Genomic DNA, 20709 nt, shown 5'->3' with positions numbered 1-20709 from the left:
ATAGATGGCATTGCTCAAGTACGCTCGCTACCGATTGTTGATTCTGGGCTGAGGGCCTATTCACGCGTGTCCCGGGTGCTCAACCAGCCGGCGCGCTTGCTACAAACCTCTTGCACGAAGCAGGGCAATGGGGATTTGATAAGAGTACGGACAAATCTGTTTACGCTGTGTAGAATCGGTTTACGCATACAAGAATATGGACTTGCGCTCACGCAAGCCTCGGCCGTCAGAGACTGATGACACCATGAAGCTACTCGGCTCCCCCCTCATCTTTGGTGACTTCCTCGCCCGCAGCGTGCGGGGTCTTTCCTGTGCGCCACCCTCGAACCTCATCCTTGCTCGCAACTGATCAATTGCTACCTACAAGAATGATGAGGCATCGAAATGACCGACCAATATGAAAACCCGATGGGCCTGATGGGCTTTGAATTTATCGAATTCGCATCGCCGACGCCTGGCACGCTGGAGCCGATCTTCGAGATCATGGGCTTCACCAAGGTGGCGACCCACCGTTCCAAGGACGTGCACCTGTATCGCCAGGGCGAGATCAACCTGATCCTCAACAACGAACCCGGCAGTCTCGCCGCCTACTTCGCGGCCGAACATGGGCCGTCGGTGTGCGGCATGGCATTCCGCGTCAAGGACTCGCAAAAAGCCTACAACCGGGCCCTGGAACTGGGCGCCCAGCCGATTCATATTGAAACCGGGCCGATGGAACTGAACCTGCCGGCGATCAAGGGTATCGGCGGTTCGCCGCTGTACCTGATCGACCGCTTCGGCGAAGGTAACTCGATCTATGACATCGATTTCGTCTATCTCGAAGGCGTTGACCGCAATCCGGTAGGCGCCGGCCTCAAGGTCATCGACCACCTGACCCATAACGTCTATCGCGGACGCATGATCTACTGGGCCAACTTCTACGAAAAACTGTTCAACTTCCGCGAAGCGCGCTATTTCGACATCAAGGGCGAATACACTGGCCTGACCTCCAAGGCCATGAGCGCACCGGATGGCAAGATCCGCATCCCGTTGAACGAAGAATCGTCCAAGGGCGCCGGGCAGATCGAAGAGTTCCTGATGCAGTTCAACGGCGAAGGCATTCAACACGTGGCGTTCCTCACCGACGACCTGGTCAAAACCTGGGACGCGTTGAAGAAGATCGGCATGCGCTTTATGACCGCACCGCCAGACACTTACTACGAAATGCTGGAAGGCCGCCTGCCGAACCACGGCGAGCCGGTAGACCAGTTGCAATCGCGTGGCATCCTGCTGGATGGTTCCTCGATTGCAGGCGATAAGCGCCTGCTTTTGCAGATCTTCTCGGAAACCCTGATGGGGCCGGTGTTCTTCGAGTTCATTCAGCGCAAGGGCGACGATGGATTTGGCGAAGGCAATTTCAAGGCGCTGTTCGAGTCGATTGAGCGCGACCAGGTGCGTCGTGGCGTACTGACTGCCGAGTAATTCAATGGATAACGAAAAAGCCCGGTTTTTACCGGGCTTTTTTGTGTCTGTTATATCGGGTTGTAATTGCCGGGCGGTGAAATAGGAACAAATGGTTTTTCAAATATCACACAGAGGCGAGGAGCGCAGAAAAACCTGCGCTTCCATTCCGAAGAGGTCCGCTTATGAATGTGAATTGTCCTACCCCTCAACGCCCGATCGAGCCCAGCCTACCAGCGGAACAGACCGAGCCAGTTCGCTATGTGCGTTCATCCGATGATGCAGACCTGGTCAATCAGGCGCGTAAGAAGTTTCTGGATGATGGCGAAACTGAGTTCCTGGGCGACACCCTCAGTGCCGAGGGTTATCAGTTGGTGAAGGCTGTGGTCTCACCCAACAAACCGGGTGCGCCCGGAGTGCAGGTCTCGACATTCGCGGTTGATGGCGCCCAGTCCAATGACATGATGGTGATCAAGCGGGTGCTGCCTACCGAAGATGGGCCTAATCTCGTCCTGTATATGCCGGAAGATGACGTGACCTCGTTTCATGAGTTCAAGGATGCAGAGGAAATGACGGCCTGGCTCAAGGACGTAGCCAATGACCCGACTGAGCGAAAGCGATTTACCCAGCATTTTTCCAATCCTGAAGCACCCAAACAGCAGGAACGGGTCAACAAGCAGTTCGGCGAGTTCGCGGCTGGCGATATTAATGCGGTCGTGGGTAGTTTCGGCCATGAGCGGGGGGATATTTTCGAGCGGTTGAACAAAGACGCCTCGGTCCCACCCGCTCAGGTCGACGGGCTGGTGCGAACGCAGCTCTATAAACTGGAACCAGATGGAAAGGCGTTTTATGTCGGGTATCGGCCAGATGGAGAAGCCATCGTCTATAGCTACGACGCTTATGGAAACTTGCAAGGCGGCGGCCAAAAAAAGGACGCCAAGGCGAGGAGATTTTATTTCGTCCAAAACGGGTTGAACCAAAACAAACCGCTTGAACCCATGACCTTCAACGAGTTCCGCAAGAAAATAACCAGTGTCTCCCTGGACAACGTGCGCGCTAATGACCTAATGGGTCTTTACGACGAGTTCCTGAAGCAACTCAGAAGTCCTGGGCATGGCCTCGCCACCGCGTTGAAAGCGCTGGGTCTTCCTGACAACGTGGCGAATTCCATCGAAACCATCCTGAAAGACCCCATCAAAGGAACGCTGCTTGAATTGAATCACGACAATCGTGTCGGCAAGGTGTTTGGTGTTGATAAGGCAGAGATGGATGCCAACTTGGAAAGGGTGGGCAGTCAAATCCAGAGCAACATCCCCCATTACGGTAAGTGGAGGAAAAGGTTGGAGAACACAGCCGACGTCATTGAACAAAGCGTAGGTACGCCTGAATTACCGACGACCGAAGTCAGGACCTGACTCGACAGAGGGGAATGGATACCCCACGCCATTGCGCCGTTTCCATCCAGCCACTCAAGCTCGGTGCTGACGCACTAGATGTTTGAACCCTTCATACACCAGGACCATCACCGCCAGCCAGATCGGGATATAGGTCAGCCATTGCCCGCCTTGGATGCCTTCGCCCAACAGCAGGGCCACCGCCAGCAGCAGCACCGGTTCTACGTAGCTCAGCAGCCCGAACAGGCTGAAGGCCAGCAAGCGACTGGCAATGATGTAGCTCACCAGCGCCGAAGCGCTGATCAAGCCCAGCATCGGAATCAACCCGTATAGCTTGGGATGCACATCGAGCACCGCAAAACCCTGTTCGCCGCTCTGCACAAACCACCAGGCCACCGGCAGCATCAACGCCATATCCAGCCACAGCCCGCCCAAATGATCGGTGGTCAGGTATTTGCGCACCACGAAATACACCGGGTAGCCTATGATCACCACCAGCGTTGCCCAGGAAAAACCACCAGCCTGATACAACTCGTTCAGTACGCCCAGCGCGGCAAACACCACGGCGATCTGTTGCAACCTTGACAACCGCTCGCCGTAGACCAGGCGCCCGGTGAGCACCATGGTCAGCGGCAGCAGGAAGTACCCCACGGACACGTCCAGGCTGCGCCCATTCAGCGGCGCCCACATAAACAGCCACAACTGCACGCCGAGCAAGGCAGAAGACACCAGCACCCCGGCGATCAGGCGCGGCTTGGCCGCCAACATCCGCAACAGTTCCCACACCCGCCGCCACTCGCCGCTGACGATCATGAACACCGTCATGCACGGTACTGTAAGCAACATGCGCCAGCCGAAAATCTCCAGACCACTCAACGGTGTGAGCAGTGACGTGAAGTAATACATCACGGCAAACAACACCGAGGCCAAGACCGATAACACAACACCTTTAGACACACTGTCCTCGCGAAAGCCGATTCATATCCAGTTCCAGGAGGGGAGTATGGCGTTTTTTGCGAGAAATAGAATGTGGGCGGGAGTTTGCTCCCACCCACATTTTAATCTCCATGCTATCAGGCAGATTTCAGTCCGCTCGCAACGCCACGCGGCCGGAAACAAAATGGCCCAGGTCGTTGAACCCCGGAGTGGACGAGTGCCCGGGCGTGACCAGCGAATCAATGAAGGCCTCATCCTCAGGCGTGATGTTTACGTTCAGCGCGTGAGTGTAGGCATCCCACTGCGCCTCGGTACGCGGCCCCACAATCGCCGAACTCACTGCCGCGTTGTTCAGCACCCAGGCAATTGCGAACTCTACAATCCCCACGCCACGTCCCTGGGTGTATTGCTGGATCAGCTGGGCGATGCGTAGCGATTCCACCCGCCATTCGGTTTCCAGGATGCGCTTGTCCTGGCGCGCGGCACGGCTGCCTGGCTCGGGTGTAACGTCAGGTGCGTACTTGCCACTGAGCACCCCACGTGCCAGCGGGCTGTAAGGCACTACACCCAAACCATAGGCTGCCGCCGCTGTGATTTGCTCGACCTCGGCCTGGCGGTTGACGATGTTATACAGCGGCTGGCTGATAATGGGTTTATCTACCCCCAGGCGCTCGGCCACGCGAATCACTTCAGCGATGCGCCAACCGCGATAATTGGACAGGCCCCAGTAGCGGATCTTGCCTTGGCGGATCAGGTCGCCAATGGCCGACACGGTTACCTCCAAAGGCGTGTCGTGATCTTCACGGTGCAGATAGTAGATGTCCAGGTAATCGGTATCCAGGCGGGCAAGGCTGGCTTCCAACGCATTGAAGATGCGCTTGCGGTTCAACCCGCTGCGGTTGGGCAAACCATCGGCGGGGCCGAAGCCGACCTTGGTGGCCAGCACCCAATCCTGGCGATTGCGCGCAATGGCTTCGCCGACGATCTCTTCGGAGCGCCCGCCGGTGTAGACGTCGGCGGTGTCGATAAAATTGATACCCTGGTCCCAGGCCTTGTCGATGATACGCAGCGAGTCTTCGGTGCTGGTTTGTTCGCCAAACATCATGGTGCCGAGCGTCAGTGCGCTGACTTTCAACCCGGACTGGCCCAATGTGCGGTAAATCATGCAAAGCTCCTCATTGCAGGCAAATGTGAGTCATGCAATACCAGACCCGACGGCTCTGGAACAAGCCCTGGGCGCATTTCTTCATCCGCGCAGCAATGTCTGGCAGCGGGCCTGTAAAAAACGATGCAGCACTTTCACCCGCTCCGATACTTGCAGACGGTGAGGGCACATCAGGTTGAACGGCGTGGGTTCGCCTTGCCAGTCGGAAAGCAGCGGCACCAGCCGCCCGGCCTGGATGTCTCGGGCCACATCCAGGTTGGCTTTATAGGCAATGCCATGGCCGGCCAGCGCCCAGCGCCGAACGATTTCACCGTCATCGCTGAGGTAGTCGCCGCTGACTTCGACCTCCTGCAGCAGTGTGCCCTGGCGGAAATACCAGGTGCTATTGGCCTGCCCGCGGCGCATGTAGCGCAGCGTACTGTGCTGCGCCAAATCTGCAGGCACCTGCGGTGCACCGTAGCGCGCCAGGTAGTCGGGGCTGGCGCAGACGATGCGCTGGTGGCCGGGCACCACCGGCAGCGCCACCAGGCTGGAATCCCTCGGCACGCCAAAGCGCAGGGCGATATCGACGGTGTCGCGAAACAAATCGGCATTGCTGTCGTTGAGTAACAATTGCAGGCGGATGTTCGGATGCTCGAGCTTGAACTCATCCAGCCAGCCCAGCAGCACATTGCGGCCAAAGTCCGAGGGAGCGGCCAATTGCAATAAACCACTGAGGCTTTGGCCTTGTTGCTTGATCGCATGTTCGCCTTCGGACAGGGCTTCCAGCGCCACTCGCACGCTGTCCAGATAACGCCGGCCTTCTTCGGTCAGGCGCATGCTGCGGGTGGAGCGGGCAAGCAGTCGGATGCCGAGCCGGGTTTCAAGACGCTTGAGGGCAATACTGGCCGCTGCTGGGGTAAGGCCGAGGCTACGGGCGGCAGCGGTCAGACTACCGGTGTCGGCGCTGCGCACAAAGACTTCAAGGTCGAGAATCGAGCCCATTGATAAAAATCCTTTAAAGATCTTGTCGTTTTACCCGGATTTTTCACCGATTGCCAAGCTGTGAAGATGAAGGCTCACTTTCTTATCCAGGTAGTTTTCACATGGTCTCTTCTCTGAGCGGTAAAACCGTCATCGTTATTGGCGGCAGCAGCGGTATCGGCGCGGCAGTGGCCCAGGCGGCCATCGCTCGCGGCGCGCACGTGGTGCTGGCCGGGCGTCGCTTGACCTCCGGCATCGAGAACGGCGTACGCAGCGAACCGGTGGACGTCACCGATAGCGAGTCGTTGCAGCGATTGTTCGAAACGGTGGGGCATTTTGACCACCTGGTCTACACCTCGGGCCCTTCGGTGCGGGCCAAGCCCCTGATCGAAACCGACCTTGACGAAGCCCAGGAAAATTTCAATGTGAAACTCTGGGGCGCGCTGCGTGCGATTCAACAGGCGCTGCCGTTCCTGAATGAACACGGCAGCATCAGCCTGACTTCCGGTCAGTTGGGGCGCAAGCTGGCACCGGGGCAGTTCATCAAGACCGGCATCAACGCTGCGACCGAAGCATTGGGCAAGCAACTGGCCAAGGAACTGGCGCCACGTCGAGTCAATGTCATCAGCCCGGGCGTGATTGACACCCCGGCCTATGCCGGGTTGGCGCAAGAGCAGCGCGTGGCGATGTTTGCCAACGCAGGCGGGGCATTGCCGGTTGGCCGGGTAGGGCAGGCTGAAGAAGTGGCGGCGGGGTATGTGCTGGCCATGGAGAACAGCTTTATAACGGGAAGCATCATCGATATCGACGGCGGCGGGCAGCTGTAACCGCCCACCGCCGGTGCCCTTTGGTTAATGACGGGCCTTGTCCAGTGTAAACGTCCCTATGGCAGTAAACTCAGGCCCGTCATTTCTTCGAAAGGAACAGGCAAACTCACCCGAGCCATGCTCGTCAGTGACTTCTTCGTTCAGTTTCAGCACCCCAGCATGGGCTGTCACCGTCCCATAAGTGTCGAGTCGTTGAAACTGAACGCGGACGTCATTATTGCCGGCCAGGTCATGGATCAATCCCTTCGCGTCGTTATAGACCACGATGGCAAAAATATTCCGAGTCCGCGGCAAGCCGTCATCGTAATAGTCGCCCATGAAGATTCGGCGATCCGGGCGGTGGCCCCCGAAGTCGGAGCTATCAATCCGCAGGTCGGTTTTGAACGAGTAAGAACCCGGTAGCGGCCCACCCTCGAAAGTCAGGTCCAGTTCACCCTTGGCCGGATACTGGGCGCTGTGAACCATTGACACGCCTGTCAGGTCGACATCACCTTTTGTCAGCGTTATTTGTTTATCGCTACCAAACTGCGCTTTACCCGAGAAAGACGCCTGCATCCGTTCACCGTCGAATGACACTGTTATCTCCCCGGCAGTTGCCCAATAGGGAGAAATGCCCGAGTTTTCATACGCAGAAAAGAGCAACCTGGCGTGCCCATCGGCAAAGCTATAGCTGTGTTCGGTCCCGTCACTCGGTAGCTCAGCGGGAAGATAAATATCAATGCCATAAAAATGGTTGGGCTCTGGAGAGAGACGTTTTGTCGCCACCAAATGCCATATTCCATTTGGCTCCTGGTACATATCCATTTTATCCGCGTCACCTTGGAAGGTCAGGTTGTGCGCGCCTGCTACTGTGACTGTTAACTTACCTTGGGTGCCCTGTGCTGTTTTACTGATCATCTCGATAGCCCTTCAAGAAGTGAAATGAATTCACAGTGAAGGCTAAATGCGATCCAAAAATTTGAATACTGTCAAAAGTGACAGGTATAAAAAGCAAGCCTTTAATTCCATTCAAGGCAGCGTGTGCCGACGCAAACACCCTCACGCCTTCCAAGAGCATCTGCGCCGTCCCATGGAGGTTAAACCTTGAGCGCACGCGTCATCCGCAAAGCCAACATACTCCCACCCACAATCACCGCCGCCAGCAGGTACAACGCCACATCGGTTGAACCAGTGGCATCTTTCACAAAACCGACGATATACGGGCTGAGAAACCCCGCCATCTGTCCCATGGAGTTGATCAACGCCAAGCCACCCGCTGCGGCACCGGCACTGAGCATGGCGGTGGGCACCGGCCAGAACATTGGCAGGCCGGTAAGTGCACCCATGGTGGCGATGGTCAAGCCAAGGATGGCGATGGCCGGAGTGGTGGCGAAGTTAACCGCAATCACCAGGCCGATGGCGCCCATCAGCATCGGCACTACCAAGTGCCAGCGGCGTTCCTTGCGCAAGTCAGCGGAGCGGCCCACCAGCAGCATGAACACCGCCGCCAGCAAATAGGGGATCGCGCTGAGCCAGCCAATCACCAGGTTGTCGCTGAACCCCAGGTTCTTGATGATCGAAGGCAGCCAGAAGTTGATCGCATACACGCCGCTCTGGATGCAGAAGTAGATCAGGCCGAACGCCCAGATCGCCGGGTTCTTGAAGACTTCGGCCAGCGAATCGCTGGTGGTTGCGGGCTTGTTCGCCAGGTCCGTGGCCTGGTCGGCTTCCAACACTGCGCGCTCATGGGGCTTGAGCCACTTGGCATTGGCGAAGCTGTCACTGAGCAGAAAGTAGGCGAGGGCGCCGAGGATCACAGTCGGGATGCCCTGCAGCAGGAACATCCACTGCCAGCCCGCCAGGCCACCTTGGCCGGCTGCGAAGTGGTTGAGGATCCACCCAGAGAACGGGCTGCCGAGCAAGCCTGACACCGGGATTGCCGACATGAACAGCGCCATGATCCGCCCACGGCGGAAGGTCGGGAACCACTGCGAGAGGTACAGCACCACGCCGGGGAAGAAGCCGGCTTCAGCGGCACCGGTAAACAGGCGTAAGGTGTAGAAATGCGTCGGCGTGGTCACAAACAGCAAGCAGGTAGACAGCGTCCCCCACACGATCATCATCAACGCGATCCAGCGCCGTGGGCCGAACCGGGTGAGTGCCAGGTTGCTCGGCACGCCGCACAGCACGTAGCCGATAAAGAAAATCCCGGCGCCCAGGCCGTACACGGTTTCGCTGAACTTCAACGCATCGAGCATCTGCAGCTTGGCAAAGCCAACGTTTACCCGGTCGAGGTAATTGAACAGGTAGCAGATAAAGATGAAGGGGATCAGGCGCAGGGTGATGCGCTTGTAGATGGCGTTTTTATCGTCATCGCTGGCCAGTGCTGCAGTGGCGCTCTGTGGCATGGGATTCTCTCTTTATTATGATTTTTCGCGGCGCGAGGGTAACGTTGACCGCCCCAACAGTCTCGGCGACGTAATGGGCGACTGTCTTTGTGCCGGCGCACAGCGAAGCCGCCTTTGCGCTGTGCCGGTGAACAACCCGTCTTTTCAGGAAATTAGCCCCATGTTCGAGTTGGATCATGACTTGGCGCAGGAGATTGTCGATCGCACCATGGCAATCCTGCCGTATAACGTCAACGTCATGGACAGCCAGGGCCTGATCCTCGGCAGCGGTGAGCCGGAGCGTATCAATACTCGTCACGAAGGGGCGCAGTTGGTCCTGGCCAATGGCCGGGTGGTGGAAATCGACGGGCAGACCGCCAAGCATCTCAAGGGCGTGCAACCGGGCATTAACCTGCCGCTTATGCACGATCAGCGGCTGATCGGCGTGCTGGGCATTACCGGCGAACCCGATGGCCTGCGCACCTATGCCGAACTGGTGCGTATGACGGCTGAAATGTTGGTCAGCCACCGCCATCAGCAAGCTGAGCAGCAATGGCGACGCCAGCGTTGCGATGATTTGCTGGCCTTGCTGCTGGCCGACAATGGCGACTCCCCCCGCCTGGTGGACGAAGCCCGGCAACTGGGCCTCAAACCGCATCTGGCGCGCACGCCATACCTGTTCGAACTGGGCCCGGGCCAATCGGCAGAAGCCTTGAGTGCCTGGCTTACCAGCCGCTATCCCGACAGTTGGTGCGTCAGCCCTGCGCAGTTCTCCCTGCTGTGGTGCCGGCCTGCCGCTGTGCAGGTCGATAATCCGCGTTTGCTGGAAAAGCTCGACGGCCTGGGTTGGACTATCCTGCGTGTTGCGGTTGGCGGGCAAGCGGATGGCTTGCCAGGGCTGCGCCGCTGTTACCGCAGGGTCAGTGATCTACTTGCCTATGGCCGCGATCTCCTGCCGCAAACACGCCTATTGACCCTCACCCGTTATCGTCTGCCGGTCATGCTCTGGCGTCATCGCAACGACGACGCGCTGGACGAGCTGCTCAACCCATTGCGCAAGGTGCTGGCCAAGGATAGCAATGGGCAACTGCTGGCGACCTTGCGCAGTTGGTGCGAGCACGACGGGCAAAGCCAGGCGTGTGCCGATGCCTTGGGCATCCACCGCAACAGCTTGCGTTACCGCATGGAGCGTATTGCCGAACTCAGCGGCGTCGACCCGCTGACCCTCGACGGTATGCTGACCTTATACCTGGGCGTGCAGTTGTTGCCTCAGCCTCTGGAGGCGCAGGCTTTGTAGAAATGACCAACAAACCCCACCTGCACTTGTGCATCGGACCGGCGTCATTGCCCAGGCCAACTGGCAGCATGGGCATTATAAAAACCGGAGAAAGCCCATCATGAAGATCATCATCGCCCCCGACTCGTTCAAGGACAGCCTCAGTGCCGCAGGCACGGCCCAGGCCATTGCCGAAGGGTTGGCCCAGGTCTGGCCGGATGCGCAGTTGGTCGAATGCCCGATGGCCGATGGCGGTGAGGGCACGGTGGATGCGGTACTTGCCGCGTGCAATGGCCAGCTGCGCCGGCAAACCGTGCGAGGCCCACTGGGAGACGAAGTCGAGGCGCGTTGGGGCTGGTTGGCCGACAGCCATACCGCAATTATCGAGATGGCCGAGGCCAGTGGTTTGCAACTGGTCGCGCCCGGCCAGCGCGACGCGTGTTCGACGACAACATATGGCACCGGGGAGTTGATCTGCGCCGCCCTGGATGCGGGGGCGCAGCGTATTATCCTGGCGATTGGCGGCAGTGCTACCAACGATGGCGGGGCTGGTGCGATGCAGGCCCTGGGTGTGCAACTCTTTGACGCAGAAAGTCAGCCGCTGTCCCCGGGTGGGCTGGCGTTGGCGCGCCTGGCGCGTATTAGCCTTGAAACGCTCGACCCGCGTTTGGCGCAGGTGCGTTTTGAAATCGCTGCTGACGTCAATAACCCCCTGTGCGGTCCTCACGGTGCCTCAGCGATTTTCGGCCCCCAGAAAGGTGCGAGTCCCGAGCAGGTGGCACAACTGGACGCCGCCCTTGACCATTTCGCCCACCACTGCGCCCAGGTGCTGCCCAAGGATGTGCGCGACGAACCCGGCAGTGGTGCTGCCGGTGGTCTGGGCTTCGCCGCCAAGGCATTCCTCGGTGCGCAATTTCGTCCGGGCGTGGAGGTGGTCGCCGAACTGGTCGGCCTCGAAGACGCCGTACGCGGCGCCGACCTGGTCATCACCGGCGAAGGCCGCTTCGACGCTCAGACCCTGCGCGGCAAGACCCCGTTCGGGGTTGCGCGCATCGCCAGCCAGCACGGCGTACCGGTCATTGTGATCGCAGGCACCTTGGGCGACGGTTACGAGCAGATGTATGCCCACGGTGTGGATGCAGCATTTGCCCTACCGTCGGGACCAATGAGCCTGGAACAAGCCTGCAGCGAGGCGCCACGCCTGTTGCGCGAGCGCGCCGCGGATATTGCGCGGGTGTGGCGCCTTGCTGCTAATCGCTGACCCCCTGCGCCAACCGCTCCACCCACTGCTCCTGAAACGCTTGCAGCGCCGCACCGGGTTGCTGCAATTGCACAAACTCCAGCATTGGGTCTTGCACCGCGGTGCGCACGCCGCTTAATTCCTCGAGGGTCGCCAACCCGCAAAACGGTACGTAGGCTTCGCTGTAACCGCCTTCATGCACCAGCACCAGGCGGCCCTGGCACAAACGCTCGGCTGCCTGGCGCAGGCTGCGGGTCATCAGCCGGAACGATTCGCTGTGCAGCAACATGCGCGCCAGTGGGTCGACGGCGTTGGCGTCATAGCCGCAGGCGATGATGATCAACTCTGGCTCGAAACGCTCCAGGGCGGGCAGCACAATGCGTTCCATCGTATGCGCATAGGTTGCGTGACCACTGCCCGGCGGCAGCGGGATATTGATGTTGGCGCCCAGGCCGGCACCCCGGCCACGATCACGTTCGCCGCTGTAGCCCGGTGGGTAGCAAGCGTCCTGGTGCAGTGAAACCGTCAACACATCGGCGCGCTCCTCGAAGATTGATTGCGTGCCGTTACCGTGGTGCACGTCCCAGTCGATCACTGCGACTTTGCCGAGCCCGTTATGGACCTTGGCCGCTTCGATGGCAATGGCAATATTGGCGAGAAAGCAGAAGCCCATGGCGCTGTCTGCCAGGCAGTGATGCCCAGGCGGCCGAGACAGGGAATAGGCATTGTGCGCCTGACCCTTGAGCACCGTGTCTACGGCGGCGATGGTCAAGCCCGCAGACAGTTTCGCGATCTCGTAGCTGCCCGGCCCAATCGGCGCCTGCGGGCCGAGCTCGCCGCCGCCAGCACCGCTCAGGGCCTTGAAGCGTTGCAGATAAGCGCTGCTGTGCACCCGTAGCAGGTCTGCTTCACTGGCCGGCGGTGCGCTAAGCAGGTGCAGATGACGCGTCAATCCAGACACATCCAACAAGCTTTTCAAGCGGCGTTTGGTCTCCGGGGATTCGGCATGACCGCTGCCAGCCGGCGGCTGTACCCAGCCGCCTACGGGCAATGTCAGCGCGTGCGCACCTGCGCTGTGCCACAGGCTCATTTCATCGAAGAAAAATGCGGTGGTTCGGTTCATACCGGCTCCAGTTCGGTGAGGTGATTGGGACGGCTGGTGAAGATCATCACCAGGGAAAGCAACGTGATGACGGCAGCGCCCAGCAGCAGGAGGGTGAACCCGCCGCTGGCCTCGATCAGGCGGCCGGCAATCGCCGGGCCGATGGCCAGGCCACCGCCGATCACCAGGTTGGAGGCGTTCATGAGTTTGCCGCTGTGATCAAGGTCGGCCAGGCAGGCCAGCACCAACGGCAGGATGAACGTCCAGGTGAACTTGAACAGCAGCGCCGCCAGGGCAAAACGCAGCAGCGCTGGCTCGCCGAGCAAAAGCAGCACAGCCGCCACCATCAGCGCATAACCCCCGAGCAACAGAATTGCTCGGGGCAGTCGCCCGCCAATCAGCGACGCGCTCGCGGCGCCAGCAATGCCCATTACGGTTGCGATGGCGAGTACCTCACCACTGTGTTGCGGGGAAATCCCGACACTGGCGCCCAAGGCACCGATAAAGGTCCAGACACCGCCCAGGCTGATGTAAAAGGCCAGGACCGCGCCGACCCCCAGCGCGGCTTTCCAGCGCGAGCCAGGCAATGAAGGGCCGTGGTTTGCCGGTGCCGTGGCATTGCCAGCGGGAAACGCCCGGGCCAGAGGCAGCAACAGGGTCATCAAGCCTGCCAGGATCAGGTAGCAGGCGTTCAGTCCAAACCGCTCGAACAAGCCCGGCAGTACGATCAGCCCGAGTGCACCGACGACTAATTGGCCCATCACCCACAGCCCGTAGACACGGCTGGGATTGGCGGTAGTGGCGGCGCTGGCCAAGCAGAGGATCATCAATGAGCCGCCGGCCAGGGCGCTGGCACAGCGCAGCGCCAGTAACGCTGCATAGGTGTCGGCGCGCATCGACAACAGATTGGCCACGATAAACAGCAGCGCTGCAATCAGGGCCGCGGTGCGCCAGTCAACGCGCTTGAGCCACCACCAGGCAGGCAAGGTCGCCAGGCTCATCGCGCCCAGCTCCACGGAAAACAAATCGCCAATGCGTGCCGGGCTCAGTTGCCATTCGCTGGCCAACTGCGCGGCCACGGCGGGTGCGGTCATCAGGATGGTCGGGGTGATGGCGGCAAACAGCACGATTGCTGCCAGCCGTGCCTTTGCCGCAGAGGGTTGAGTAGGCATTTTCAAACTCCAGGAATGGGGATCAGAACACATGGACCAGACGCAGCAATGCCTCGGTCCCGGCATAGCCGTTGGAGGCAGCGACGTTTTGCGAAAGGCTGACCATCAGTTGGTTCTGGGTGTCGAGCCAACGCCCCAGTTCCAGGCCCAGTTGCGTGTAGCGTTTGTGGGTATCGTCGATACGGCGATTGTTGATGCGCAGCGCACCACCATCCGCCTGGATCAGGCGCAGTGCCCCGTAAGTGGCGGCGCTGAAGTCATAGGACGCGAAGGCTTGCAGGCGGTACAGCGGAGCTTGCTTGAGTTCGCTGCCAAAATAGTCGTCATTCTTGGCGTAAAGCTGGGCTTCGAGGTTGGCTTCCAGCACCCAGTTATCGCCGATGCCCTGGGTGTAGTTGTAGACAAAGGTGGCGCCCCAACGGTTGGCACCCGGGGACACATCCGGGTTCTGGCTGTGGTACTCACCTAGCGGCACGCTGATCAGGCTCAACAGGCCGCTGTAGGTGCGCGATGCCGGGTCGTTGATGAAAAACAGCGTGCCGCCCACTTGTGGATCGCCCAGGCCGCGCTCGCGGGTGCGCTGCTCAGTGCCGGGCAAGCGCGCCGTAATGTCGGCAAATGGCAGGATGAACTGCGGTGTACACAGCGTGCCGCAGGCGTCGGTGAAATACACCTGGCGGTAGGCCAGGGCGTTGACCTTGAGGTCGGCCTTGCCGGTGCTGTCGGCGGGCCCGTGGAAATCGCCGGCACGGGTGGCGGGCAGGTACACCACCCCCAGGCTGGTGCCCGCCGGTGCGCCAAAAAAGTCCCGAGCGTTAAGGTCGGCAGCCTGGCTGTCGAGGCTGAGCAGCGTACCGCCAAGCAGCACTGTGATCTTGCATAGAGGTGAATGAATCATGGCAAGGCATCTCTTGTAAGCGGCAGCCAAAAAACGGGCAACAGCTGCCCGCGACCGTGAAAACGAGCGTGGCAAAGTCTTAAGTTGAAAGGGCGAGGATCAGTCGGGTGGGGCGTGTACCAAGTGCGCTATACGCGCCTTGTCGTTGACCCCCAGCTTGGTGTAAATGGCGCGCAGATGGTGACGTACCGTATTGGGTGAAAGGCCAAGGTCGCGGGCCACTTGCTTATAAGTCTTGCCCTCGCCAAACCCCTGGGCCACGTCGTTCTCTCGCGGGCTCAACTGGGGCAGTGCACGGTTGAGGCGCGCCGCCAGCAGCAACTGGTCGCCCACTGCCGAAACCTGGATGTGAATGTGCTTGCCGGCATGGCCGCGTTCATCCAGTTGTACCGGCAGGGTAGGGCCGCTCCAGCGCGGCCACTCACTGAGCAAAATGTCGATAAAGCCGCGCTCGGCGCATTGCAATACGCCTTGAGGGTCGCATACAGCCAAGGCGAGGTTGCGTGGGCTGGTCAGGGTTTCACGCATGGCCACCAGCGTGCGGATCTGGTTCGCGGACACTGCCGCCACCAGATGCAACATCAGATTATTGAGCAGCAGGCAGTCATGGGTGTTGAACCTGGGCGCACCGGGTTTGCGGTATAGCGTCAGGTGGTCGCTGAGGTGGGTTTGCGGGTCGATATGGATCACGCACAGCAATTGGCCCAGGCCGTGGCGCTGCCCCAGCCAATTCAAGGCGCTGCCATTGGCCGGGTCGCGCATGTCGATGATCACGGCCTGGCCGGGTGTTGCATGCACTCGGCCGACGGTCACGTCCAGATGGCGGATCGACTGCCAGTCCGCCAGGTAGTGTGGTGGTAAATGGTACAGGTAGCTGTTGTGCTCCTCCGGCATACCGTCAATCACCGCCGCGCGCCCCCACCAGGCACTGTCAAATGCCAGCAACTGGCTCAGCCGTGCCAGGGCATGGTGCTGGAAATGTTCGATGTCTTGATGTTGGGCCAGGCGCTGCAGATCCAGGGCCAGGGTACTGAAGGCCTGCAACAGGCCATTGGGATCAAGGCGACTCATAGGTATTCCTCTGTGGGACTTTTTTTGTTGTTCTCGTCACAGGGTGAAGGCCGGGGCCTGGGGTCAGGGGGCAGGGGGCAGGGCCTGGGTTGAGTATCGATGTTGCACGGCTGGACTGCTATCGTTCAGATGCAGGATGGCACTGGTTGATGTGTGGGAAAACGCCGGGCTCGTCAGGCGGCTGACTTTGCCCCTACACTGGTCCGCCATTGGTCTTTCAAAGGATGAAACGCAATGCACACACCTGAGCCCCATATCGTGATCCAGCGCTTTACCGAGGCCCACCTTGAGGGCGTCGCCGCGCTCTACAACGAACCGGCGGTCTGCCGTCAGGTGCTGCAAATGCCTTTCCAATCGGTGGAAGCCTGGCGCAAGCGTTTGGTGATGGATAACGAGCGGCGCTTGCAGCTGGTGGCAGTACATGGCGGTGAAGTGGTTGGCCAACTGGGCCTGGAACAGTACCTGCGCGTGCGTCAGAGCCATGTCGGTTCATTCGGCATGGGCGTGGCGACTGCCTGGCAGGGCAAGGGCGTCGGCTCGCGGCTGTTGACCGCCGCGCTGGACGTCGCCGACAACTGGATGAACCTGCACCGCGTGGAACTGACGGTGTATGCCGACAACGAAGCCGCGCATCACCTGTATCGCAAGTTCGGCTTCGAAGTGGAGGGCCGGTTGCGCGATTACGCCCTGCGTGACGGTGCGTTTGTCGACACCCTGAGCATGGCGCGCCTGCGCAAGTCGGCTTAATCCGCTAGAGCAAACGCCACCGCAGCCTGCGCATGCAGCGCGGTGGTATCCAGCAGCGGCAGGGCGCTGTGTTCGGGCTGGATCAACAGGCAGATTTCCGTGCAGCCGAGGATGACCGCCTGGGCGCCGCGCGCGGCGAGCGCCCGGATCACCCGCTGATACACCTGGCGCGAAGCGTCGCTGATGACTCCCACGCACAACTCTTGATAAATGATTCGGTGCACTTGCTTGCGCTCTTCCGCGTCCGGTATCAGCACGGTCAGGCCCTGGGCGGCGAGGCGGGATTTGAGGAAGTCCTGTTCCATAGTAAACGCGGTACCGAGCAGACCCACCGTCAAGGTTCCGGCCTCAAGGGCTGCGGCCGCCGTGGCGTCGGCAATATGCAGGAATGGAATCGACACCGCCGCCTCAATACGCGGCGCCACCAGGTGCATGGTATTGGTACACAGCACCACGCACTCGGCGCCCCCTGCCTGCAAACGGCGCGCGGCGTCCTCCAGGATCAGCGCGGTATCGTCCCAGCGCCCGGCGTGCTGGGCCTGCTCCACCGGGCCGAAGTCCACGCTGTACAGCAAAATCTGCGCGCTACGCAAAGGGCCAAGCTGGTCACGTACGCGCTGGTTGATGAGGCGGTAATACTCGGCGCTGGATTCCCAACTCATGCCGCCGATAAGGCCGATGGTGCGCATGCAATGCTCCGGACAAGGGGGTAGGGCACCACCTTACTCATCGACGGTGGGTTCGTCATACGCAGTTGCCGACAAAATCACCGGAGCAGTTTTTAACCCATACGGTAATGCTCTGCATCTGCCATGATCAGGCTTGGCAACCTGGCTCACCCAAGGAAATCCGCAATGGACGATGTACAGCAACTGGGCGAGATGCTTCGTCATTACGCCGATAGCGAAGCACACAAACAACAGCAGTTCGACCTGCAATCAGCACGTTGGGCGCAGAAGCTTGGCGAGCTGTTCGGCCAGATTGAACAGTGGCTGGAGCCGGTAAAAACCGTAGGTTTGCTGGAGGTTCAGCGTGAGGCTTACACCGCCAGCAGCCCGAGCGTGCCGGTGGAGAGTTCACCCTTCAAGAGCGAAAAACTCAGTGTGCACATCACTGGCAAAAGCGTGGAGTTCGTGCCGGATGTGATGGGCGTCGGTGGTTTGATTTCAGTATCGGTGATGGGCCTCACCGCCGCTCGCCACGGCAGTGTGTCGCTGGTCCTGCCGGTGGATAAGCACGACTGGCTGTGGAAGAAAACCAACGGCCTGAAAGACCCGGACACCTTCGGTTTCGACGCCAACTTCCTGGCCACTCAGCTACAGAGCCTGATCCCGCGCGAACGCGCATGATCGGCACAGAAGAAAACAGGCTCTGCATTTAATCAGGTGCATTGCCCAAGTATTGGCTATACCTAAAACTCATTCTTACGATGATGGTCGCCAGGGAGTTCAACAATGAAATTAAGGCTCATGATCAGCACACTGTGCGTCGCCTCGCTCGGCATGGCAGGCTGTGCCAGCAAGGTGCCGCAACCAGATGAGTATTCAGGGTTTCTCTCCAATTACAGCCAGCTCAAGGAAGCCAAGTCGCCCTCCGGGGCAGAGGTGATGCGCTGGGTCGATCCGCAGTTGGACTTGAGCCGCTACACCGCGGCGTACATCGAGCCTACCCAGTTCTATCCCAAACCCCAGGCCACCGCAAAGATTCCGGACAGCACCCTGCGGGGCATCAGCGACTATTACAACCAGGCGCTCAGGCGTGAACTTGCCAAGTCACTGCCCCTGGCCAATGCTCCAGGCCCAGGCGTGATCGTGATGCGTGCGGCGATTACCGCCGTGAGCAGCAAGACCGAAAGCCTCAAGCCCTATGAGTTTATCCCCGTGGCGCTGGTGGCCGCAGCAGTCAGCACCGGCACGGGCATCCGCGATCAGGAGACCACGCTGGGCACTGAGGCGCAGTTCCTCGACGGAGGCACGAACAAAGTGGTGGCTCAGGTGGTACGCAAAGGCACCGGCAAGCCATTGGCCAATGACTCACAGGTGCTCAAGGCCGACGACGTGAAAGTCGTCATTGATGGCTGGGCGTCGGACCTGCATCAGTCCTACGTGAAGCTCAAAAAACATTGAGCCTCGGCAAGCCCAGGTGCTATTTCAGCGGTGTCAACGGGGGCAGCTTCCATTGACCGTTACCCACCTCGGGCTTGGGCAGGTAAATACGCAGGACCGCATAGAACGGACCGGGCGGGGCCGGCAGCCAATTGCTCTGTTCGGCCTTCGGTGGCTCGTGGTGTTGCAGCGCCAGGGTGAGGCCACCGTCGGCGTCACGCTGGAGGGTCGATAACATCCGCGAGTTGATCAGATAGCGTTTCTTGTGGTTAGGCACCAGCATTTTTGTCTTGGCGTCGTACAGGGTCAGCGACCAGAACGCATCGGTCGGTGGCAGCTGGTCCTTGGCAAAATGCACGGTGTAGCTGTGGCGTGCTCCGTTGGCCGGCTTACCCTCACTGTCGACGTCGTAGGTCAGGTGAGCCGCTTCGTCGCTGGAGTGACCGAAAATGCCCAGCTCGGCACCGGCGTAGCGATACAGGTAGTTGTTTTGCAGGCGGTCGCGGCTACCGAACAGATCAGCCTGGGCAACCTGATGAGTGTCGAGTTTGTCCTTTCTGAACGCGGCAAATTCGGCCCGGCCATCGGCGATGCCTTCTTCCAGGGCCTTGCGCTGTTCTGCTGTCAATTGGTTGACCTTGAACGGCGCACCCGGCGCTATGCCGATTTTGGCAAAGCGCGCCAGCAGGTCTTTTTCGCTGTCCTGTGGGGCGGCGAAGGCCAGCATGAAGTTCAGGTAGCGAAACAGTTGCGGGCCTTCGGTCATGGTCGCCGTCGGCTTGGGCCATTCGACCTTTGGCACCTTGGCCGGGGCAGGCTGCTTCACATAGCTGCTCAGGGGCTGCACTTTGTAGCCGCTCTGGATTTGCTTGACCTTGGCCAGGTCCTTGTCATCAAACAGTTGCGTGCGGTACAGGGCGTAGGCGATGTTGCTTTCGCTGTAGACCACGCGGTCGATGTCCACCGGTTGCTGACCCTTCCAGTCAGGCCCGGCAATCATGTAGTGACCGCCGTTGTTACCGGTGCTGCGGGTGCCCAGATAAGCAATGTTCTGGGAATAGAGGTCGATCAACTGCACCGAGTAGTAGCGCTCGTCTTCAATCCTGGGCAGGGTCAGTACCAGAGGCTCTTTGCGCAGGTCCATCCATACGAATGAGTAGGGTGTGTCGGCGTTCGGGCTAGGGAGCGCGGTGTCCTTGGGGGTCAATACCTGCGCGGTATTACCGATATGGTTGAACGGCGCCTTGAAGTGGGCGCCGCCCTTGTCAACGGCCTGGGTGTAGAGCGTCTTGTACATTTGCACCACCGGGAAACCGTACAGGTAGGCTTCCTTGGCGATTGCCCGGGCTTCACTCGGGCTGGCGGTGAAGTCAGCCCAGGCGCCGGTACTCATAAATATCGAGAGGCTCGCCAACAGCAGGCGCGTCGGTTTTCCAATCATGTTGTTGCGTCCTTCCTGAGTTCTGTCTAAGAGCGTGAGGTGAAGGCGCAGAGTTTCCAGTTTTATTGGCTGAACGTCACGTTAATCCCTTCGCCGACGCGGACAGATCCTAAAGTAGGTGTCAGGCTGGAAGCATTGATTTGACTTTGTCACGTAGTTGGTCGATGGAAAATGGCTTGGCGATCACCTGCATGCCGGACGTCGCATCAATATTTTCGGCATAGCCACTGGCAAATAGAATAGGCAGGGTGGGGCGCAGTTCGCGGACCTTGGTCGCCAGCTCCCTGCCATTCATGTCTGGCAGGCCGACGTCGGTCATCATCAGGTCGATCACCTGGCTAGTGTCCTGCACCATAGAGAGTGCCTCTTCGGCGTCAGCGGCCTCAAGCACCTTGAACTCCAACTCGTCGAGTACATCGACGATCAGCATGCGCACGATGGCATCGTCTTCGACTACAAGGATGGTGGATGCTTCAGCGGACATAAGGGAGATTCCTGAAAAATAAAGGGCGTGTCTTCAACGCTTGAAAGACCATTCTCTAATGAGTTGCGCCGATCTCGGCAAG

General features: G+C 59.6%; 20 protein-coding genes. 8 read left to right on the top strand and 12 right to left on the bottom strand.

Annotated elements, in window-relative coordinates; all coding sequences use genetic code 11:
• Positions 1–384: 384 nt before the first annotated feature.
• Together hppD and JH25_RS25975 are read left to right on the top strand one after the other, a co-directional pair.
• The gene (gene hppD / locus JH25_RS25970) at positions 385–1461 is read left to right on the top strand and encodes a 4-hydroxyphenylpyruvate dioxygenase (RefSeq protein WP_032875438.1); all 1077 of its coding nucleotides are present in this window, start codon (positions 385–387) and stop codon (positions 1459–1461) included.
• 164 nt (positions 1462–1625) lie between these two features.
• Positions 1626–2855 carry a dermonecrotic toxin domain-containing protein gene (locus tag JH25_RS25975; RefSeq protein WP_177327388.1) on the top strand — a complete coding sequence of 410 codons (1230 nt, stop codon included), beginning with the start codon at positions 1626–1628 and terminating at the stop codon, positions 2853–2855.
• A gap of 54 nt (positions 2856–2909) precedes the next feature.
• Here JH25_RS25975 and rarD read toward each other — a convergent pair whose 3' ends face one another.
• The 3 genes from rarD to JH25_RS25990 all read right to left on the bottom strand — a co-directional run bounded on the left by rarD (position 2910) and on the right by JH25_RS25990 (position 5919).
• On the bottom strand, positions 2910–3791 hold the full coding sequence (rarD, locus tag JH25_RS25980) for an EamA family transporter RarD (RefSeq protein ID WP_032875435.1): 882 nt from the start codon (positions 3789–3791) through the stop codon (positions 2910–2912).
• A 127-nt stretch (positions 3792–3918) separates the two neighbouring features.
• The gene (locus JH25_RS25985) at positions 3919–4935 is read right to left on the bottom strand and encodes an aldo/keto reductase (RefSeq protein WP_032875432.1); all 1017 of its coding nucleotides are present in this window, start codon (positions 4933–4935) and stop codon (positions 3919–3921) included.
• 81 nt (positions 4936–5016) lie between these two features.
• Positions 5017–5919, bottom strand: a complete 903-nt coding sequence (locus tag JH25_RS25990; protein WP_032875429.1) for a LysR family transcriptional regulator — start codon at positions 5917–5919, stop codon at positions 5017–5019.
• Between the two features lie 101 nt (positions 5920–6020).
• Between JH25_RS25990 and JH25_RS25995 the strand changes: the two genes are divergently transcribed.
• On the top strand, positions 6021–6725 hold the full coding sequence (locus JH25_RS25995; RefSeq protein WP_032875427.1) for an SDR family oxidoreductase: 705 nt from the start codon (positions 6021–6023) through the stop codon (positions 6723–6725).
• Positions 6726–6749: 24 nt separating this feature from the next.
• On the opposite strand, the gene JH25_RS26000 is transcribed toward JH25_RS25995, so the two are convergent.
• Together JH25_RS26000 and JH25_RS26005 are read right to left on the bottom strand one after the other, a co-directional pair.
• On the bottom strand, positions 6750–7622 hold the full coding sequence (locus JH25_RS26000; RefSeq protein ID WP_032875424.1) for a hypothetical protein: 873 nt from the start codon (positions 7620–7622) through the stop codon (positions 6750–6752).
• 179 nt (positions 7623–7801) lie between these two features.
• Complete coding sequence (locus JH25_RS26005) at positions 7802–9112, bottom strand: MFS transporter (RefSeq protein WP_032875421.1); 1311 nt, start codon at positions 9110–9112, stop codon at positions 7802–7804.
• A gap of 160 nt (positions 9113–9272) precedes the next feature.
• On the opposite strand from JH25_RS26005, the gene JH25_RS26010 reads away from it, so the two are divergent.
• Positions 9273–10388 carry a sugar diacid recognition domain-containing protein gene (locus JH25_RS26010; protein ID WP_032875418.1) on the top strand — a complete coding sequence of 372 codons (1116 nt, stop codon included), beginning with the start codon at positions 9273–9275 and terminating at the stop codon, positions 10386–10388.
• A gap of 100 nt (positions 10389–10488) precedes the next feature.
• The gene (locus JH25_RS26015) at positions 10489–11628 is read left to right on the top strand and encodes a glycerate kinase (RefSeq protein ID WP_032875415.1); all 1140 of its coding nucleotides are present in this window, start codon (positions 10489–10491) and stop codon (positions 11626–11628) included.
• Here JH25_RS26015 and JH25_RS26020 read toward each other — a convergent pair.
• The 4 genes from JH25_RS26020 to JH25_RS26035 form a co-directional block, all read right to left on the bottom strand.
• A complete protein-coding gene (locus JH25_RS26020) occupies positions 11618–12730 on the bottom strand; it encodes a class II histone deacetylase (RefSeq protein WP_032875411.1) in 1113 nt (370 codons plus the stop codon). The genes JH25_RS26015 and JH25_RS26020 overlap by 11 nt on opposite strands.
• A complete protein-coding gene (locus JH25_RS26025; protein ID WP_032875408.1) occupies positions 12727–13881 on the bottom strand; it encodes an MFS transporter in 1155 nt (384 codons plus the stop codon). Before JH25_RS26025 ends, JH25_RS26020 begins: the two co-directional genes overlap by 4 nt.
• 22 nt (positions 13882–13903) lie before the next feature.
• Complete coding sequence (locus JH25_RS26030; protein ID WP_032875405.1) at positions 13904–14779, bottom strand: transporter; 876 nt, start codon at positions 14777–14779, stop codon at positions 13904–13906.
• Positions 14780–14878: 99 nt separating this feature from the next.
• The gene (locus tag JH25_RS26035; RefSeq protein WP_032875402.1) at positions 14879–15850 is read right to left on the bottom strand and encodes a helix-turn-helix transcriptional regulator; all 972 of its coding nucleotides are present in this window, start codon (positions 15848–15850) and stop codon (positions 14879–14881) included.
• 234 nt (positions 15851–16084) lie between these two features.
• Between JH25_RS26035 and JH25_RS26040 the strand changes: the two genes are divergently transcribed.
• Complete coding sequence (locus JH25_RS26040) at positions 16085–16597, top strand: GNAT family N-acetyltransferase (RefSeq protein ID WP_032875400.1); 513 nt, start codon at positions 16085–16087, stop codon at positions 16595–16597.
• On the opposite strand, the gene JH25_RS26045 is transcribed toward JH25_RS26040, so the two are convergent.
• Positions 16594–17286: an aspartate/glutamate racemase family protein gene (locus JH25_RS26045; RefSeq protein WP_032875398.1), complete on the bottom strand. Its 693-nt coding sequence runs from the start codon at positions 17284–17286 to the stop codon at positions 16594–16596. The two genes, JH25_RS26040 and JH25_RS26045, sit on opposite strands and share 4 nt — an antisense overlap.
• A gap of 165 nt (positions 17287–17451) precedes the next feature.
• Here JH25_RS26045 and JH25_RS26050 point away from each other — a divergent pair, with 165 nt between their 5' ends.
• Both JH25_RS26050 and JH25_RS26055 read left to right on the top strand, forming a co-directional pair.
• Positions 17452–17946, top strand: a complete 495-nt coding sequence (locus tag JH25_RS26050) for a hypothetical protein (protein WP_032875395.1) — start codon at positions 17452–17454, stop codon at positions 17944–17946.
• 105 nt (positions 17947–18051) lie between these two features.
• Entirely contained in the window at positions 18052–18723 is a 672-nt protein-coding gene (locus tag JH25_RS26055) for a DUF3313 domain-containing protein (protein ID WP_032875392.1), read from the top strand.
• Positions 18724–18742: 19 nt separating this feature from the next.
• On the opposite strand, the gene JH25_RS26060 is transcribed toward JH25_RS26055, so the two are convergent.
• Positions 18743–20143 carry a DUF1254 domain-containing protein gene (locus JH25_RS26060; RefSeq protein ID WP_032875389.1) on the bottom strand — a complete coding sequence of 467 codons (1401 nt, stop codon included), beginning with the start codon at positions 20141–20143 and terminating at the stop codon, positions 18743–18745.
• Positions 20144–20264: 121 nt separating this feature from the next.
• Positions 20265–20627 (bottom strand): response regulator, encoded by a 363-nt coding sequence (locus tag JH25_RS26065; protein WP_032875386.1) that lies wholly within the window; start codon positions 20625–20627, stop codon positions 20265–20267.
• Positions 20628–20709 lie beyond the last annotated feature (82 nt).

Source organism: Pseudomonas sp. BRG-100 (genome assembly GCF_000737955.1).
Lineage (GTDB): Bacteria > Pseudomonadota > Gammaproteobacteria > Pseudomonadales > Pseudomonadaceae > Aquipseudomonas > Aquipseudomonas synxantha_A.
The sequence above is the reverse complement of the archived record's forward strand: the minus strand, read 5'-3'. Positions and strand labels throughout refer to the sequence as shown.

Excerpts from the sequence above, each read along its gene's own strand:
- hppD (WP_032875438.1), top strand. The coding sequence starts at position 385 with ATGACCGACCAATATGAAAACCCGATGGGCCTGATGGGCTTTGAATTT.
- JH25_RS25975 (WP_177327388.1), top strand. The coding sequence starts at position 1,626 with ATGAATGTGAATTGTCCTACCCCTCAACGCCCGATCGAGCCCAGCCTA.
- JH25_RS25985 (WP_032875432.1), bottom strand. The coding sequence starts at position 4,935 with ATGATTTACCGCACATTGGGCCAGTCCGGGTTGAAAGTCAGCGCACTG.
- JH25_RS25990 (WP_032875429.1), bottom strand. The coding sequence starts at position 5,919 with ATGGGCTCGATTCTCGACCTTGAAGTCTTTGTGCGCAGCGCCGACACC.
- JH25_RS25995 (WP_032875427.1), top strand. The coding sequence starts at position 6,021 with ATGGTCTCTTCTCTGAGCGGTAAAACCGTCATCGTTATTGGCGGCAGC.
- JH25_RS26000 (WP_032875424.1), bottom strand. The coding sequence starts at position 7,622 with ATGATCAGTAAAACAGCACAGGGCACCCAAGGTAAGTTAACAGTCACA.
- JH25_RS26005 (WP_032875421.1), bottom strand. The coding sequence starts at position 9,112 with ATGCCACAGAGCGCCACTGCAGCACTGGCCAGCGATGACGATAAAAAC.
- JH25_RS26010 (WP_032875418.1), top strand. The coding sequence starts at position 9,273 with ATGTTCGAGTTGGATCATGACTTGGCGCAGGAGATTGTCGATCGCACC.
- JH25_RS26015 (WP_032875415.1), top strand. The coding sequence starts at position 10,489 with ATGAAGATCATCATCGCCCCCGACTCGTTCAAGGACAGCCTCAGTGCC.
- JH25_RS26020 (WP_032875411.1), bottom strand. The coding sequence starts at position 12,730 with ATGAACCGAACCACCGCATTTTTCTTCGATGAAATGAGCCTGTGGCAC.
- JH25_RS26025 (WP_032875408.1), bottom strand. The coding sequence starts at position 13,881 with ATGCCTACTCAACCCTCTGCGGCAAAGGCACGGCTGGCAGCAATCGTG.
- JH25_RS26030 (WP_032875405.1), bottom strand. The coding sequence starts at position 14,779 with ATGATTCATTCACCTCTATGCAAGATCACAGTGCTGCTTGGCGGTACG.
- JH25_RS26035 (WP_032875402.1), bottom strand. The coding sequence starts at position 15,850 with ATGAGTCGCCTTGATCCCAATGGCCTGTTGCAGGCCTTCAGTACCCTG.
- JH25_RS26040 (WP_032875400.1), top strand. The coding sequence starts at position 16,085 with ATGCACACACCTGAGCCCCATATCGTGATCCAGCGCTTTACCGAGGCC.
- JH25_RS26045 (WP_032875398.1), bottom strand. The coding sequence starts at position 17,286 with ATGCGCACCATCGGCCTTATCGGCGGCATGAGTTGGGAATCCAGCGCC.
- JH25_RS26050 (WP_032875395.1), top strand. The coding sequence starts at position 17,452 with ATGGACGATGTACAGCAACTGGGCGAGATGCTTCGTCATTACGCCGAT.
- JH25_RS26055 (WP_032875392.1), top strand. The coding sequence starts at position 18,052 with ATGAAATTAAGGCTCATGATCAGCACACTGTGCGTCGCCTCGCTCGGC.
- JH25_RS26060 (WP_032875389.1), bottom strand. The coding sequence starts at position 20,143 with ATGATTGGAAAACCGACGCGCCTGCTGTTGGCGAGCCTCTCGATATTT.
- JH25_RS26065 (WP_032875386.1), bottom strand. The coding sequence starts at position 20,627 with ATGTCCGCTGAAGCATCCACCATCCTTGTAGTCGAAGACGATGCCATC.